We start from the raw sequence: 16,041 nt of genomic DNA, 5'->3' as shown, positions 1-16,041 counted from the left end.
TCAGTCGCTGGCCGGCTGGCGGATGGCCTCGAACTCGATGATCAGCTTCACGGCATCGCCCACCAGATCGTCCTCCACCGCATAGGTCATGCCGTGGTCGCTGCGGTGGAGCGTGCCGCGCGCCGAAATGCCGATGGCATAGTGGCCGTCGCCGAAGGGGTATTTGCGCCCGCCCTCGTAGGTCACGTCCAGCGTCAGCGGCTTGGTCGTGCCGAGCATCGTCAGCTCGCCGTGGAGCTTGCCTGTGTTGTCTCCGGTGGGCTCGGCCTCGTCCGCCGTGAAGGTCATCGTTGGGTATTCCTTCACGTTGAGGAAGTCCGGCCCGCGCAGGTGCTCGTCACGCGCCTCGTGGTTGGTGAAGACGCTGTCCGTCTGCACCACGATCTTCACGTCAGACAGCTCTTGGGTCTCGCGGTCGTAGGTGAACGACCCGCTCACCTCCCGGAACATGCCCAGCGTGTCCGCCAGCCCCAGGTGGTGGACCAGGAAGCCGACCGAGACGTGCTCGGGATCGATCTCGTACTCGCGCGGCTCGGCGCTCACTGGCGCGACAAACAGCGCCCCGACGACAACGGCCGCAAAAACGGCACAAATCCGGCGCATGGGTGACCCTCTTCAACGCGCTCGTGCTCGCGCGCCCCGCGACCGGGCGCGCTTTGCCAACCGGATGAGTGTACATCACCGCGCACGGCGTGAAACCGTCCACAAACGGTAGGGCCGCGATGCGGCCGGCCCTTTTCCGCGCCGCCCGTGGCCGTATCTTCCCGCGGGCCGAGATCGCCACAAGGAGTGCCTTGCCCATGCCCGACCGCGCCGCCGTCGACACCGGACGCCCCCAGACGCTACCGCGCGCCGTTTTCCTGCTGCTCGCCGGCGGCACGTGGCTGGGCGCGATGGCGACGATGGCGCACCTGCTCGGCGGCACCGGGATGGGCCTCCAGGGCGCGGCGATGCTGGCCTGCTTCGGCCTGGCGATCCCCATGGTCGTCACGGGCTTCTGGAACGCCGCCCTGGGCACGGCGATCCTGGCGGTGTGCCGCGACCCGCTGCGCACGGTCGCGCCCTTCGCATACGACCGCGGCGAAACCTGGGACGGGCGGCTCGCCATCGTCATGCCCGTGCGCAACGAGGCGGTCGAGCCGGCGGTGCGCACCTTGCGCGGCCTGCTGGACGGGCTGGACGCGCTCGGGCTGGGCGAGCACTGCGAGGTCTGGCTGCTCTCGGACAGCGACGACCCCGAGATCCTGGCCGCCGAGGAAGCCCAGGTGGCCGCGTGGCGGCGCGAGACGCCGGGGCCGGCGCGCATCCACTACCGCCACCGGCCCGAGCCCGAGGGCTTCAAGGCCGGCAACCTCTGGGACTTCGTCACCAACCACGGCGAGCGCTTCGCCTACATGCTGGTGCTGGACGCCGACAGCGCCATGACGCCGCGCGCCGTGGACCGGCTGATGCGCGTCATGGCCGCCCGGCCAAAGATCGGCATCCTGCAGCCGCTCGCCGTGGGCGCCCCGGCGGAGAGCGTCTTCGCCCGTTCGCTGCAGTTCGGCATGCGCCAGGGCATGTTCGTCCACAGTGTCGGCGCCGCGTGGTGGCAGGGCGACGCCGGGCCGTACTGGGGCCACAACGCCGTCATCCGCATGGCGCCCTTCCGCGAAGCCTGTGGGCTGCCGCGCCTGCGCGGGCGCTCGCCGCTGGCCGGGGCGATCCTCAGCCACGATCAGGTGGAAGCCGCACGCATGCGCGCCCACGGCCACGCCGTGCGCCTTCTGCCGATCGAGGACGGCAGCCTGGAAGCCATGCCGCCCACCCTCTTCGACTTCGTGAAGCGCGAGCTGCGCTGGGCGCTCGGGAACCTGCAATACCTCAAGCTGCTCGGCCGCCGCGGCTTCCGCGCCATGGGGCGGCTGCAGATGGCGATGGCCGTGATGATGTACACGGCCGCGCCCGCCTGGTTCGCCTTCATGGGCTTCGGGCTGGCGGCAGCTCTGGGCGCCGGCGACGGCTTCGCGCTGAGGGACGACACGGCGAAGGCCGTCGGCATCGGGCTGTTCGCCGGGATGCTCGGGATCACCTTCGCGCCCAAGGTCTTCGGCACGCTGCACACTCTGCTGAACGGCGAGCGGCGGCGCGGGCAGGGCGGCGTGCTGGCGGTGGTCGCGGGGGCGCTGAGCGAGCTGGCGCTCTCGGTCTTCCTGGCGCCCGTGGTGATGCTGTCCGTCACCATCTTCATCGCCGGGCTGCCGTTCGGGCGCAAGCTCACCTGGACGGCGCAGACGCGCGATGCGCAGCGCGTGCCGCTCGGCCGCGCCGTGCGGGGCTTGTGGCCGCAGGTCGCCATCGGCGGCGCGACGGCCTGGGCGCTCGCCGTTCACGCGCCCGCGGTGCTGCCGTGGGCCGCGCCCGTGCTGATCCCGCTGGTGGTGTCGCCGCTGTTCGCGTGGGCCACCGCGCACCCGGCGGCCGGCGCGCTGGTGCGGCGCCTGGGCCTGTGGGCGACGCCGGAGGAACGCGGCATGAAGCCCGTCGCGCCCGCCCCTGACCCGCGCCGGCGCACCCCCGGCGCATCGCCGGCCATTCCGGCGCCGGCCTCGCGGGCGGATTAGAGCAGATCGCCGTAAAGCTGAATCACGCGCGTGATTCAGCTTGCTCGTGCGTGAAGCTGCTCGCACAGGAAAAATACGAAGTTAACATAAGGTCGCCGGTGTGCTCGGCAAACACGATCTCACGCACGATGCTCTAACCCGCGCACAAAAAGGGGGCGCGACCGGCGGCCGCGCCCCGCGGAAGTCGGCACAGGAAGGAGGTCAGATCAGGCCGTTCTCTTTGAGGAACTGCTTGGCGACGTCCTCGATCGCCTTCTTTTCCACGTCCACCTGCTTGTTCAGGGCCTGCATGGTGTCGTCGTCGAGCTTGCTGGACAGCTCGTTCATCAGCTCGCGCAGCTCGGGGTTCTCCTTCAGCACGTCCTCGCGCACGACGGGCGTGATGGCGTAGTTGGGGAAGAAGCCCTTGTCGTCCTCCAGCACGCGGAAGTCGAACGCGGCGATGCGGCCGTCGGTGGCGAACACCATCGCGGAATCGACCTCGTCCTCGTCCAGCGCCTTGTAGACGAGGCCGGAGTTCATGCGCTTCACCTGCGCGCGCGGCCAGTCGAAGCCGTAGTGGTCCTGCAGACCCGGCAGGCCGTCGGGGCGCGCCGCGAACTCGGCGTTGGTGGCGAAGGAAAGCTCCTCGCCGCCCTTCAGCTTGTCCACGAGGTCGCTGATGGCGGTGATGCCGTGCTTTTCGGCCTCTTCTTCCTCCATCGCGATGGCGTAGGTGTTGTTGGCGCCGGAGGGCTGAAGCCAGACGAGGCCCTTCTTGGCGTCCAGCTCCTTCACCTTCTCGAAGGCCTCCTCGCGCGACATCTTCGCGCCGCCTTCGACCTTGTTGTAGGTGATCAGCGAGGTGCCAACGTACTCCCAGTACAGGTCGACCTGGCCGTTGAGCTGCGCGCGGCGCAGCACCGTGCTGCCCATGCCGTCGCGGACGTTGGCGTCGAAGCCGTGGGCGTTGAGATACTGCCCCGTCATCTCCGCCAGGATGAGCTGCTCGGTGAAGTCCTTGCCGCCGACGGTGACCGACGGCTTGGCCGCGGCCTGGCCCATGCCGACGGCCACGGCGAAGGCCGCCACGGCCGTCCAGAATCCGCGTTTGAACATCGCCTCGTCCTCCCTGTCTTTTTGAATTCACGGGCGGCCGCTCCACGCGGCGACGGTGGGGACCGGCCGGCCTGTTCGACCGCCGTGCCGGACAACGCGCCCGACCGGCGGCACATGCGATCGTTGCGGCAAGCCTAGCGCGCATGCGGCGATGAACGAAACGAATATGAAAAATCGCTTCCATGATCGACGGAAATCGGGTTGGTGCACGCATCCGCCGCGCGGTTGGTCCGCGTGTCCAGGGCGGCCCCCGGCGACCGCGCGGGACACACCGATATGGACCACGGCCCGGCGCAGCCATACAGTCCGCCGCGTTGCGCGCGTGGCGCGCGCGGTTTTACCGGTCGGCCTGGACTGCGGAGCGGCGGCGATGACGTGGATGCGGATGCTGTGCCTGGGCGTGGGCTTGAGCGAGGACGGCGTGACGGCCATGGGCCGGCGGCTGGACGGCGAAACGCTCGGCCCCTGGATGCGGCTGGTCAGCGACGTCGATCACGAGGCCGTCGCCCCGGCGGCCGCGGTGCTGGACAGCGGCGAGCGCATCCGCCCGCTGGACGTCGTGGACGTGCCGGTGGACGACACCGCGACGCTGATGCACCAGGCGGAAAACCACATCGTCGCCGAGGACACGCCCTGGCAGCTCGTGCGCCGCGTGGGCCGCAGCGACGTGCTGGACGCCCTGGATACGCGCCTGTGGCGGCGCGGGGAATCCTCCGGCGACGGGCAGCACGACCGCATGACCCACCTGCAGACCTTTTTCCTGGACGGCTCGCTGCGCTTCGTGCGGCCGGGCACCGTGGACCTGGAGATCCAGCCGCCGCGCGGCGGCGAAGAACCCGCCGTGCGCGCGATCTTCCGGCTGGACGGGCACCGCTACAACCTGGAGGTCATCGACGCGGTGACGCGCGAGCAGGCGCAGAGCTGTACGGTCGGCACGCACCGCCTGGACGACCCGCTGCTGTGCATCAGCCTGTCCAAGCTCTACGAATACAACGCCGAGGGCTACACCTACCGCCAGGTCACCGGCCTCATCCGCTGAGCGGCCTGGGGCGTCACTGGGCCGCCCCGCCCGACCGCGTGACCCCCACCAGCTCGCGAACGGCCGCCAGGACCCGGTCCACGTGGCCGTCCACCTTCACGCCGCGCCACGCCGTCTGGATGACGCCGTTCGCGTCCACGAGGAAGGTGGAGCGCTGCACGCTCGTCTTGGTCTGCCCGTTGCGCGTGGTTTCCTTGAGCACGCCGAAGCGCGCGCACAGGTCTTCGTTCTGGTCCGAGAGCAGCGGAAACGGCAGGTCGTACTTGTTGCGGAAGGTGTCGTGGCGCTTGGGCGAATCGCGCGAGACGCCCACGACCTGCGCGCCCAGCGCCTGCACGGCGTCCCAGGCGTCGCGGAAGCCGCAGGCTTCGCGCGTGCAGCCGGGGGTGTCGTCCTTGGGGTAGAAGTAGATCACCGCCGGCGCGCCCACCAGCTCGCGCAGGTTCATCTCCCCGCCGCCGTCGCGCGGCAGCGTGATGTCCGGGATCGGGTCGCCTTCCGCCAGACTCATTGCATCGCCTCCTCGTCCGCCGCCAACACCGAGGCGGCGGGCTCCTCCACCAGCTCATCGAAGATCGCGTGCACCCGCTCGGCCGTGTTCGCCAGCCGCGCCCGCAGCGCCTCGCTGTCGCCTTCGCCGCAGCTTTCCGCCAGCCGCGCCATGAGGCCGGCGGGGGCGTTCGCCTCGTCGAAGGCCGAGCCGGCCATCAGCCGCAGCATGCCCTGCACGTGGCGCATCAGCCGCGCCGCCTCGATCAGGGTTTCCGCGCGCTCGCGGCCGAGCACGCCCGCGTCCGCCATCGCGGCGAAGGCGCCCTGGGTCGACACCGCCAGCACGCCCGGATGGGCGTGCGCGTGCTGAAGCTGGAGCGCCTGGGCCAGGAATTCCAGGTCCACGAGCCCGCCGCGGCGGTACTTCACGTCCCAGTCGCTCTTCGCCGGGAACTCGCGTTCGATGCGCCGGCGCATCGTCACGACCTCGGCCATGAGCTTTGCCGGGTCGCGCGGCTGCGTGAGCACCTCGCGGATAGCCGCATCGAGGCGCGCGCACAGCTCGGCGTCGCCCAGGACCGCCCGCGCGCGGGTGAGCGCCATGTGCTCCCAGGTCCAGGCGTTCTCGTGCTGATAGCGCACGAAGCCGTCGAGGGAACTCACCAGCTCGCCGCTGTCGCCGTGCGGGCGCAGGCGCATGTCGACGTCGTACAGCCGCCCCTCGGCCGTGGGCGCGGTGACGGCGTTGATGACGCGCTGCGCGAGGCGCGCGAAGTAGCGCCCCGGCTCCAGCGGGCGCTTGCCGCCCTCGGAAACGTCGTCGCGCGCCGCCGTCGTCTCCGCCACGAAGACGAGGTCGAGGTCGCTGGCGACCGTCATCTCGCGCCCGCCGAGCTTGCCCATCGCCAGCAACGCCATGCCCGGGCCCGGTAAGGTCCCGTGCTGCTGTTCGAACTCGGCGTGCACCCACGGCCACAGCGCCGCCAGCGCGCTTTCCGCGATGGCTGTCAGCGCGCGCCCGCCGGTGTCCACGTCGACCAAGCCTTGCAGCAGGTGCACGCCCACCTGGAACTTGCGGTCGTTGGCCCAGCGGCGGACGATGTCGAGCGCGTCCTGAAAGTCGCGCGCGTCCGCGAGGCGCGTGCTCAGGTCCGCGTCCAGCTCCTCGCGGCCGGGCAGCTCGTCAAAGAAGCCGGGGGTGAGCACAGCCTCCAGCATGCCCGGGCGGTGGCTCAGGTGCTCGGCCAGGTTGGGCGCCGCGCCCATGATGCGCGCCAGCAGGTCGAGCAGCCTGGGGTTGGCGTAGAGCATGGAGAAGAGCTGCACGCCCGCCGGCAACCCGGAGAGGAACTCGTCGAACTTGGCCAGCGCACCGTCGGGGTTGGCCGTGCGCCCCAGCGCCTCCAGCAGCGTCGGCACCAGCTCCGTCAGGATTTCGCGCGCCCGCTGGCTGCGCGTGGCGCGGTAGCGCCCCCGGTGCCAGCCGCCGACGACGTTGAAGACGCGCTCGCCGTCGCGGAAGCCCAGGCGCGCCAGCGTCTCCAGCGTCTCCGGATCGGGCTCGCCGCCGGTGAAGACGAGCGTGCCCGGCCCCGCCAGCGGCGGCTCTTCCTCGAAGAGCGCGGCGTAGCGGTCTTCCACGGTGCGCAGGCAGGTCAGGAGCTCATCACGAAAAGGCTCCGCCCCGGCGTGGCCCATGAAGGCGGCGATTTCCGCGATGCCCTCCGGCGTCTCCGGCAGGCGCTGGGTCTGCTGGTCCTCCACCATCTGCAGCCGGTGTTCCAGCCGGCGCAGATAGCGATAGGCGCCGATCAGGGTGTCGGCGTCGTCGCGGCCGATCAGCCCGGCGCGGGCGAGCGCGTCCAGGGCGTCGACCGTGCGCGCCTGGCGCAGCGTGCGCTGGCGCCCGCCCCAGATGAGCTGCTGCGTCTGGGCGTAGAACTCGATCTCGCGGATGCCGCCGCGCCCGACCTTGATGTCGTGGCCCTCGACCGCGACCGTGCTGCCGCCGCGCTGTGCGGAGATCTGGCGCTTGATGGAGTGGACGTCGCGGATGGCCCAGAAGTCCAGGTGCGTGCGCCAGACGAAGGGCCGCAGCAGCTGCGACAGCTCGCGGCCCACGCGCGGGTCGCCGGCGCAGGGGCGCGCCTTGATCATCGCGGCGCGCTCCCAGTTCTGGCCCAGGCTCTCGTAGTAGGTCTCCGCGGTGCCGATGGGCACGGCCACCGGCATGGCCGAGGGGTCGGGGCGCAGGCGCAGGTCCGCGCGCGCGACGAAGCCCTCGGCCGTGCGCTCCTCCAACATGCGCACCAGCTCGCGCGTCAGCTTCACGGCGAACTGGTGGACGTCGCGCTTGCCGGTGTAGGGCACGCGCTCGGGGTCGTAGACGACGATGAGGTCGATGTCGGAGGAGTAGTTCAGCTCGCGCGCGCCCAGCTTGCCCATCGCCAGCACGGTGAAGCCGTTGTGGTCGGCACCGTCCGCGAGGTCGAGGTCGCCGCGCGCCCCATACTGCCGCACCAGATACCCGAGCGCCGCCTGCACGGCCGTGTCGGCGAAGGTGGACAGCGCCCCGGTGACGGCATCCAGGTCCCAAAGCCCCGCCATGTCCGCCAGCGCCACGCCCAGCGCGGTCAACCGCCGCTCGCGCCGCAGCACCCCCATGGCGGTGGCCTGGTCGGCGCTCTCGGCCGCTGCAGCCGCGCGCTCCAGCGAGTCCCGCAGCACGGGCTCCGGCCCGCGCGTGACCAGGGCGTGCAGGTCGTCCGGCCGGGTCAGGATGCATTGCGTGAGGAAGGGGCTGTTGCCGAAAATGGCGTCCAGCAGCGCGCGGCCCGCCGGATCGGCCTCCAGCTCCTGCGCGAAGCGGGCGGTTTCTGGATCGTCCGCCCGGGCCGCGTGCTCCCGCCAGTCGGCGCGCGCCGTTTCGGCGCGTTCCGGATTCCCCGGCCGTGGCAGGTGATCGGGTGCGGACAGAAGCGGATACGCGTGCGACATCGCTGACCTGCTTGCGCGCCGGGAACCTGGCCGTCGGCGGCGGAAGCGTGCGCGCGGCCCCCTGCCCGGTCAAGCGGGCGGCGGCGCCGTGATCCGGCGATCCTGCCGCATCTGCTTGGAGGTCGTGGCCGGCCTCGCGGCGCTGCTCGCCGTCGTCGCCGGGGTGGGCGTGTGGCGGCTCAGCCAGGGGCCGGTCAACCTGGACGGCCTCACCCCGCGCCTGGAGCACGCCCTCACGGCCGCGCGCCCCGACACGCGCGTCACCGTCGGCGGCACCGCCCTGGCCTGGCGCGGCTGGCCGGAAACCTTCGCCCTGCGCCTGCGCGAGGTGCGCGTCGCGCGCGAGGGCGAACCCCTGGCCCGCCTGCCCGAGCTGGACATGCAGCTCTCCATGTCGGCGCTGGCACGCGGCACGCTCGCCCCGACCAGCGTGACGGCGCGCGGGGCCACGCTGACCCTCGTGCGCGGGAAGGACGGCTTCCGGCTGGGCGGTGACGGGGGCGAGCGCGACGCCTCCGCCCTGCTGGCGCGGCTGCTCGACGACCTCATGGCCGCGCCGACCCCGGACAACCGCCTGTCCTATCTCAACGCGGTGACCATCGCCGACGCGGCCATGCACGTGCGCGACGAGCGGCTGGGCCTGGCCTGGCGGGCTCCCGAGGCGCGGCTGTCGCTGCGCCGCACCGCGAGCGGCCTGAGCGGCGACGCCGAAGTGACCGCGGCCGTCGGCGATGCGCGCGTGCGCCTGGACGGCGACCTCGCCTACACGGCCGGCGACGACGCGGTGGCGGTGCGGGTGGGCGCGACCGGCCTGCACCCCGACGCGCTGGTGAAAGCGATCCCGCAGCTCTCCCTGCCCGGCGAGCTCACGGTGCCGCTGGACGCCAGCGTGCGCACCCGCGTCGGCCTGGACGGCCACATCGGCGACCTTGCCGCCCGGCTGGACGGCGGGTCGGGCACGCTGCGCTGGCCCGGCCGCTACGACGAGCCGCTGCCCATCCGCGAGCTGACCCTCGCGGCCAACTACGACCGTGGTGGCGATCGGCTCACGGTGGACACCCTGGCGCTCACGCTCGGAACGGCGGACAGCCCCGGCCCGCGCATCGCCGGGGAAGCCACGGTGGCAAACGTGCTGTCGGGCGCGATCACGGTCGAAACCGCGGTCAAGGCGCGGAATGTGCGGATGGCGCGGCTGGGGCGCTACTGGCCCAAGGGCGCCAGCACCAACACCCGCCAGTGGATCACGGGAAACGTCCCGACGGGCCGCATCGATCGCGCGGAGATCACCACGACGCTGCGCTTCCCGGACCGCTTCGCCGGCGGACCGAAGGTCCGCGACATGGACGGGCGCCTGCGCTTCCGCGGCGCCGAGGTGCACTACATGCGCCCGCTGCCGCCGGTTACGGGGGTCAGCGGGCGGGCGACGCTGGACGAGACCAGCCTGAGCGTGTCGGCCACAGGCGGCGAGCTCGGCCCCATCCGCGTGCCGAACGGCGAGATCGCGATCACCGGGCTGGAGGGCACGGACCACCGCATTGCCATCGACCTGGATGTGAACGGGCCGCTGCGCCACGCGCTCACGGTGTTGAACCACCCGCGCCTGGGCCTGATCGACGAACTGGGCCTGCGCCCCGAGGCGGCGAGCGGCCGTGCGCGCGGGCAGGTGCACTTCGCCTTCCCGCTGCTGGACGACCTGCGCATGGAACAGCTTGAGGCCCGCGCCGAGGCGAAGCTCACGGATGTGGGCGTGCGCGATTTCCTGCTGGGCAAGAACGCCACCCGGGGCGATCTGGACCTGAAGGTGACGACCGAGCGCATGGAGCTTTCCGGGCCCATCGAGCTGGCGGACGTGCCGCTCACCTTCGCCTGGACGGAAACCTTCGCGGCCGACGACGGCGTCGTCAGCGAGATGCGGGCGCAGGTGCCCGAGGTGACGGCCGCGGCGCGGCGGCGCCTGGGGGTGGCCACCGCCCCCTACCTGACCGGCCCCGTGGGCGGCACCGTGGTTTCGCGCACCCATGCCGACGGCGCGCGCGTGCTCGACGCCGCCGTCACGCTCGACCGCGCCGAGTTGGCGCTGAAACCGCTGCACTGGCGCAAGCCCGCCGGAACACCCGGAAGCGCCGCCACCACGGTGCGCCTGCGCGAAGGCCATCCGCCGAGCGTGGAGGCGTTCTCCGTGTCGGCGGGTGGCGGCGAGGTGCCGCCGCTGAAGACGACGGGGTCGGCCGCCTTCGCGCCGGGTGGCGCCTTCGAGCGCGCCACGCTGGACCACCTCACGCTGGGCGAAACGGCGCTGGACGATATCGAGGTCCGTGACCACGGCGAGCGCTGGTCGGTGCGCGTGGGCGGCGGCACGCTGGACGCCCGGCCCTGGCTGGCCGACGCGGCCGGGGTTCCCGATGGGGCCGGCAGCGGCGCAGCCGACGGCGGCCCGCCCCTCACGGTCGCGGTGGCGCCGCTGGACCGGGTGATCGTCGGCGACGGGCGGCAGCTGACCGACGTGGCGGTGAACGCGCGCCGCGACGCGAGCGGCGCCTGGCGGGCGCTGCGGCTCAACGCCGGGGTGCCCGACCGCTTCGCCCGCGACGGCCGTGCCGCCGGCGGCATCGCCGGCCACTACCGCCCGGAGCCGGAGGGCCCGCAGACCGCGCGCCTGACGGTGGACAACCTTGGCGCCACGCTGCGGGCGCTCGACGTCGCGGACCGCCTGCGCGGCGGCAAGCTCACCTTCGACGGCCAGGGCCGTGCCGCCGATCCCGACAGCCCCGTCGACGGCGAGCTGATCGTCACCGACCTCGTGGTGAAGGAGGTCCCGGCGCTGGCCCGCCTGCTCACGCTCGCCTCGCTCACGGGGCTGGCGGACATGCTGGGCGGCAAGGGCGTAACCTTCCAGCGCGTTTCCGGCGACCTCACCTACGCCGACGGCACCCTGGCGACGCAGCTGGTGCACGCCTACGGCCCCTCGCTGGGCCTGACCACCAAGGGCAAGCTGCGCGTGGACGGCTGGAACGCCGACCTGGACGGCACGGTCGTGCCGGCCGCGCGGGTCAATCGCCTGCTCGGCAAGATCCCGCTGCTCGGCGACATCATCACCGGCGGCGAGGGCCAGGGGGTGATCGCCATGCGCTACACGCTGCGGGGGCCGCTGGCCGATCCCGAGATCCGCGTGAATCCGCTGTCGGCGCTGACGCCCGGCTTCCTGCGCGGGGTGTTCGGGCTGTTCGACCGCGACCCCGCCCCCGGCGACGACTGGCCCAAGGCCGTGCCCGAGCGCGAGCCCGAGGGCGGCCCGGCATCCAAGTGATCCCGCCGCGCGGCCCGCGTGTGGACAGCGCCGCGGGGCCGTGCGACCGTTCAACTCGCGGAGCGACACACGCGAAACGGAGGCGGTATGGCGACGACGCCCCTGCTCCTGGTCGGCGGCGGCAAGATGGGCGGCGCCCTGGTTTCGGGCTGGCTGAACCGCGGGATCGACCCCGGCGACATCACGGTCATCGACCCCGACCCGGCCACGCGCGCGGCCCACCAGCGCCGGGGGGTCAACGCCGTCGCCGGGATCGACGAGCTGCCGGCGGGGCTGTCGCCGGCCGTGATCCTGCTGGCCGTCAAGCCGCAGATCATGGACGAGGTGCTGCCGCCCTACGCGCAGTTCACGGGGCCCGACACCGTCTTCCTGTCCATCGCGGCGGGCCGCACCATCCCCTCGCTGACGCGTCATCTGGGCGAAAACGCGGCGGTGGTGCGCTCCATCCCCAACACCCCCGCCGCCGTGGGGCGCGGGGTGACGGTGCTGTGCGCCAACGACACCGTGGGCGAACCACAGCGCGCCGCCTGCGACGAGCTGATGCGCGGCGTGGGCGAGACCGGCTGGGTCGAGGACGAGGCGTTGATCGACGCCGTCACGGCCGTCGCCGGCAGCGGCCCCGCCTACGTCTTCCACATGATCGAGTGCCTCGCCGCCGCGGGGGTCGAGCAGGGGCTGCCGGACGAGCTGGCGCGGCGCATCGCGCGCGCGACCGTCGCCGGCGCCGGAGAGCTGGCACGCCAGAGTTCGGACTCGGCCGAGCAGTTGCGCGCCAACGTCACCAGCCCCGGCGGCACGACCGAGGCGGCGCTGAACGAGTTGATGGCGGCAGAAGGCCTGCGCCCGTTGATCGGGCGCACCGTGGCGGCGGCCGTGCGCCGCAGCCGCGAGCTGGCGGGATAGCGAGCCCCACTGGATCGCGTGGCGGCGCGCGCCATGTCATCGTGGGACGGGTCGGCCACCGCACGCACGGGACGGATCGGCAATGGCGACCACGAGCGAGGCCGCGGAGACCGGGAGCGCCGGCATGGATCATGAACGCGTGATCGAGGCGGCCATGCACCTCGCCGCGGTGCACGGCTGGGAACAGCTCGCCTTGCGCGACGTCGCCCGCGCCGCGGGCGCGAGCCTGGCCGAGCTGCATCGTGCTCACCCGTCCAAGCAGCACATCCTGCGCGCCTACACGCGCGGCCTGGATCAGGCGATTCTGGACGCGCAGGAGCCGGAAGATCTGGGCGAGCCCGCGCGCGACCGCATGTTCGAGGTGCTGATGCAGCGATTCGAGCGCATGCAGCCCAACCGCGAGGCCATCCGCGCCGTCCTGCACAGTTATCAGCGCGACCCACTGCTCGCCGTGGGCGGGCTGTGCCAGCTGCGGCGCTCCATGGCCACGATGCTGGAGGCGGCCGACCTCTCCAGCGCGGGAATGCGCGGGCGCATCCGGCGCGACGGCCTGTGCGGCCTCTACCTCGCCGTGCTGCGCACCTGGCTCAGCGACGACACCACCGACATGTCGCGCACGATGGCCACGCTCGACACCTACCTGCGCCGCGTCGAGCAGCCCGTCGCCGTGATGGAGGGCCTGCGCGCGCGCGGCGCCGAGCGCGAGCGGACGCTGTAAGCGCGCATCCGCATCCGGATCGTCCACGACCTCCACTGCGTCGCCGGGCGGCGGCGTGTCGCGCGCCCTCGGCTGCGTCCGCGGGAATTTCCGCACGATCCATAAGGCTACCCTTTTTGTGCGGTGCAACAAAAACCCCTTGACCTTTACGCTCTGAATCCGCATATCGGGGTCAGCGTTGTGCAGCGCACAAAAACACGCCGAGCGCGAACACGACGCGTTCACATGGATCGAGCCGAGGGAGAGACGACCATGGCACAGAAGACCGGCAACCCCTTCCTGGATCAGGATTTCACGCAGATGTTCGACCCGTCCAAGTTCGCCCAGGCCTTCCAGGTGCCGGGGCTGGACAGCAACAAGCTGATCGAGGCGCAGCGCAAGAACATCGAGGCTTTCACGCAGGCGCAGCGTACGGCGCTCGAGGGCGTGCAGGCCATCGTGCAGCGCCAGACCGAGTTCGCCCGCAAGATGATGGACGATCAGGTCAACGCGATGCAGCGCATCACCGGCGCCGGCACCGCCGAGGAGCGGGCGCAGAAGCAGGCCGAGGTCGCCAAGGAGGCGTACGAGAACGCCATCCAGGGCAGCCGTGAGTTGGCCGAGATGAGCGCCAAGTCGCAGCAGGAGGCCTTCGAGCTGCTGCACAAGCGCGTCGCCGACAGCTTCGACGAGGTGCGCGAGAGCATGCAGCCCACCGCCGCCGCCACCACCGGCAGCACGGGCGGCAGCAGCTCCGGCTCCTCCAGCAAGAGCAGCGGCCAGGGCGCCACGCAGAAGGCGTAACCACGCCCCTGCCCCGGCCATCCTGGGCCGACCACGGGCCGCCGGTTTTCGCCGGCGGCCCGTTGCATGTCCGCCCCCGGTTCGGCTGAATCGCGTGCGGTGACAGACCCGGGGGGATATCAGCCATGGCGGACGGTGCCGATCAGCCCGAGCCCAAGCCGCAGATCGATTTCAGCACCTTCCAGGAAGTCGACGTCCGCGTGGGCACCGTGACCGCGGTTGACGATTTTCCCGAGGCCCGCACGCCCGCCTACAAGCTGTGGATCGACTTCGGGCCGCAGGTGGGCCGGCGCCAGACCTCGGCGCAGCTGACGGCGCACTACACCAAGGCCGACCTGGAAGGCCGCCAGGTGGCGGCGCTGATCAACATCCCGCGCAAGCGCGTGGCCGGCTTCGCGTCCGAGTGCCTCGTGCTGGGCTTCGCCGATGCGGAGGGCGGCGTCGTGCTCATCGGTCCGGACCGGCCGGTGCCCGACGGCAACCCGCTGCACTGAGGCCGGGCCTCACCGCCCGCGCGCGGTCCCGGCTCGACCGGCCCCCTCGCGCTCGCCGAAGCGGGCGCGGTCGCCCTCGCTCATCAAGCCCAGCAGGACGCGGCGGAAGCCCTCCACCGCCTCGGCGCCCGCCTCGCGGTAGGCGCGCGCGATCAGGGCGCGCTGGCGTTCGCTCAGCTCGCGTTCCAGCGCCGCCCCGGCTTCCGTCAGCTTCAGGGTCCGTTGGCGCCGGTCGCGCAACCCGCGCCCCTGCTCAACGTAGCCGCCTTCCGACAACTCCGAGAGCACGCGCGAGAGGCTCTGCTTGGTCACCTTCAGGCGGTCGAGCAGCGCGGTGACCGTGATCCCCGGCTCGCGCGCGACGAAGGCCAGCACGCGGTGATGCGCGCGCCCGAGCCCGTGGCGGTCGAGCACGGGATCGGCCTGAGCGGCGACGTCCCGCTGGGCGACGAAGAGCATCTCCATCGCCTGGCGCAGCTCCTCCTCGCGCAGGAAGAGCGGGTTGGGACCGCTGGTGGTCGGCATGTTGCAGGCGTACCTCCGCTGTGCTACGAGCCGGGCCGCCTTTCACAGCCGGCGGCGGGTGGTGTATCGTCCGCCGGCGAAACGACGTGAGCGGTATCCCAGCCGGGTGGCGAGACAATGTCCACAGTGGCCTACGACGATCGCGACGGTTCCATCTGGTACAATGGGGCGCTGGTGCCGTGGCGCGACGCCAAGCTCCACGTGCTCACGCACGGCCTGCACTACGCAAGCTGCGTGTTCGAGGGTGAGCGCGTCTACCAGGGCGCCATCTTCAAGCGCGACGAGCACCACCAGCGGCTGCTGGACTCCGCGCGCCTGATGGGCTTCGAGGTGCCCTACAGCGTCGACGAGATCAATCGCGCGGCCGAGCAGGTGATCGAGGCCAACGGCATCACCGAGGGCTACGTCCGCCCCGTCGCCTGGCGCGGCAGCGAGCAGATGGGGGTGGCGGCCCAGCGCAACCGCATCCACCTCGCCATCGCCGCGTGGAAGTGGGACACCTACTTCACGCCGGAGGCGCGGCTGAAGGGCATCCAGATGCGTACCTCGCCTTGGTCCCGGCCCTCGCCGCAGACCGCGCCCGTGCATTCCAAGGCCTCGGGCCTCTACATGATCTGCACGCTGTCCAAGCACACGGCCGAGGCCGAGGGCTTCAACGACGCCCTGATGCTGGACTACCGCGGGCGCATCGCCGAGGCCACCGGCGCCAACATCTTCCTGGTCCAGAACGGCGAGCTGCACACGCCCGAGCCGGATTGCTTCCTGGACGGCATCACGCGGCGCACGGTCGTCCAGCTCGCGCGCGAGCGCGGCTACACCGTGCACGAGCGCGCCATCATGCCGGCGGAGCTGGACCGGACCGACGAGGTCTTCATCACCGGCACGGCCGTCGAGGTCACGCCCGTGAACCGCATCGACGACCGCCACTTCACCGTGGGGCCGGTGACGCGCGAGCTTGTCGACGCCTTCGACACCCTGGTGCAGAACCCGGGCACCTGGGACCAGCACGCGGCGAGCACGCCGCCGGCGGCCATGGCCCAAGCGCGCTGAACCGGCGGCACGCTGAACGGGTCACGTCGCGG

At 72.0% G+C, this 16,041-nt stretch carries 13 protein-coding genes; 8 read left to right on the top strand and 5 right to left on the bottom strand.

From position 1 onward, the window contains the following. Complete coding sequence (locus BLQ43_RS00185) at positions 1-543, bottom strand: YceI family protein (RefSeq protein ID WP_218119065.1); 543 nt, start codon at positions 541-543, stop codon at positions 1-3. Positions 544-800: 257 nt separating this feature from the next. Here BLQ43_RS00185 and mdoH point away from each other — a divergent pair, with 257 nt between their 5' ends. Then, positions 801-2,603 carry a glucans biosynthesis glucosyltransferase MdoH gene (gene mdoH, locus BLQ43_RS00180; protein WP_176758440.1) on the top strand — a complete coding sequence of 601 codons (1,803 nt, stop codon included), beginning with the start codon at positions 801-803 and terminating at the stop codon, positions 2,601-2,603. Between the two features lie 201 nt (positions 2,604-2,804). Here the strand turns inward: mdoH and BLQ43_RS00175 are convergent, their stop codons facing one another. Next, complete coding sequence (locus BLQ43_RS00175) at positions 2,805-3,701, bottom strand: glycine betaine ABC transporter substrate-binding protein (protein WP_090018106.1); 897 nt, start codon at positions 3,699-3,701, stop codon at positions 2,805-2,807. Between the two features lie 370 nt (positions 3,702-4,071). Here BLQ43_RS00175 and BLQ43_RS00170 point away from each other — a divergent pair, with 370 nt between their 5' ends. After that, complete coding sequence (locus BLQ43_RS00170; protein WP_090018105.1) at positions 4,072-4,740, top strand: dual OB domain-containing protein; 669 nt, start codon at positions 4,072-4,074, stop codon at positions 4,738-4,740. A 13-nt stretch (positions 4,741-4,753) separates the two neighbouring features. Here BLQ43_RS00170 and BLQ43_RS00165 read toward each other — a convergent pair whose 3' ends face one another. Both BLQ43_RS00165 and BLQ43_RS00160 read right to left on the bottom strand, forming a co-directional pair. Next, positions 4,754-5,251, bottom strand: a complete 498-nt coding sequence (locus tag BLQ43_RS00165) for a peroxiredoxin (protein WP_090018104.1) — start codon at positions 5,249-5,251, stop codon at positions 4,754-4,756. Beyond that, entirely contained in the window at positions 5,248-8,229 is a 2,982-nt protein-coding gene (locus tag BLQ43_RS00160) for a bifunctional [glutamine synthetase] adenylyltransferase/[glutamine synthetase]-adenylyl-L-tyrosine phosphorylase (RefSeq protein ID WP_090018103.1), read from the bottom strand. Before BLQ43_RS00160 ends, BLQ43_RS00165 begins: the two co-directional genes overlap by 4 nt. Before the next feature lie 88 nt (positions 8,230-8,317). On the opposite strand from BLQ43_RS00160, the gene BLQ43_RS00155 reads away from it, so the two are divergent. The 5 genes from BLQ43_RS00155 (at position 8,318) to BLQ43_RS00135 (ending at position 14,434) form a co-directional block, all read left to right on the top strand. Beyond that, a complete protein-coding gene (locus BLQ43_RS00155; protein ID WP_143006092.1) occupies positions 8,318-11,536 on the top strand; it encodes a YhdP family protein in 3,219 nt (1,072 codons plus the stop codon). A gap of 87 nt (positions 11,537-11,623) precedes the next feature. Further along, positions 11,624-12,439: a pyrroline-5-carboxylate reductase gene (proC, locus tag BLQ43_RS00150; RefSeq protein WP_090018101.1), complete on the top strand. Its 816-nt coding sequence runs from the start codon at positions 11,624-11,626 to the stop codon at positions 12,437-12,439. 82 nt (positions 12,440-12,521) lie between these two features. Then, positions 12,522-13,157: a helix-turn-helix domain-containing protein gene (locus BLQ43_RS00145; RefSeq protein WP_090018100.1), complete on the top strand. Its 636-nt coding sequence runs from the start codon at positions 12,522-12,524 to the stop codon at positions 13,155-13,157. Positions 13,158-13,409: 252 nt separating this feature from the next. Beyond that, positions 13,410-13,940, top strand: coding sequence for a phasin family protein (locus tag BLQ43_RS00140; protein ID WP_090018099.1), 531 nt, complete (start codon positions 13,410-13,412; stop codon positions 13,938-13,940). A gap of 125 nt (positions 13,941-14,065) precedes the next feature. Further along, positions 14,066-14,434 (top strand): tRNA-binding protein, encoded by a 369-nt coding sequence (locus BLQ43_RS00135; protein WP_090018098.1) that lies wholly within the window; start codon positions 14,066-14,068, stop codon positions 14,432-14,434. Positions 14,435-14,443: 9 nt separating this feature from the next. On the opposite strand, the gene BLQ43_RS00130 is transcribed toward BLQ43_RS00135, so the two are convergent. Beyond that, complete coding sequence (locus tag BLQ43_RS00130) at positions 14,444-14,959, bottom strand: MarR family winged helix-turn-helix transcriptional regulator (protein WP_090018097.1); 516 nt, start codon at positions 14,957-14,959, stop codon at positions 14,444-14,446. Between the two features lie 117 nt (positions 14,960-15,076). On the opposite strand from BLQ43_RS00130, the gene BLQ43_RS00125 reads away from it, so the two are divergent. Next, positions 15,077-16,009, top strand: coding sequence for a branched-chain amino acid aminotransferase (locus tag BLQ43_RS00125; RefSeq protein ID WP_090018096.1), 933 nt, complete (start codon positions 15,077-15,079; stop codon positions 16,007-16,009). Positions 16,010-16,041: the final 32 nt, after the last annotated feature.

The organism is Limimonas halophila (assembly GCF_900100655.1).
Classification (GTDB): Bacteria; Pseudomonadota; Alphaproteobacteria; order Kiloniellales; family Rhodovibrionaceae; genus Limimonas; species Limimonas halophila.
The sequence above is the reverse complement of the archived record's forward strand: the minus strand, read 5'-3'. Positions and strand labels throughout refer to the sequence as shown.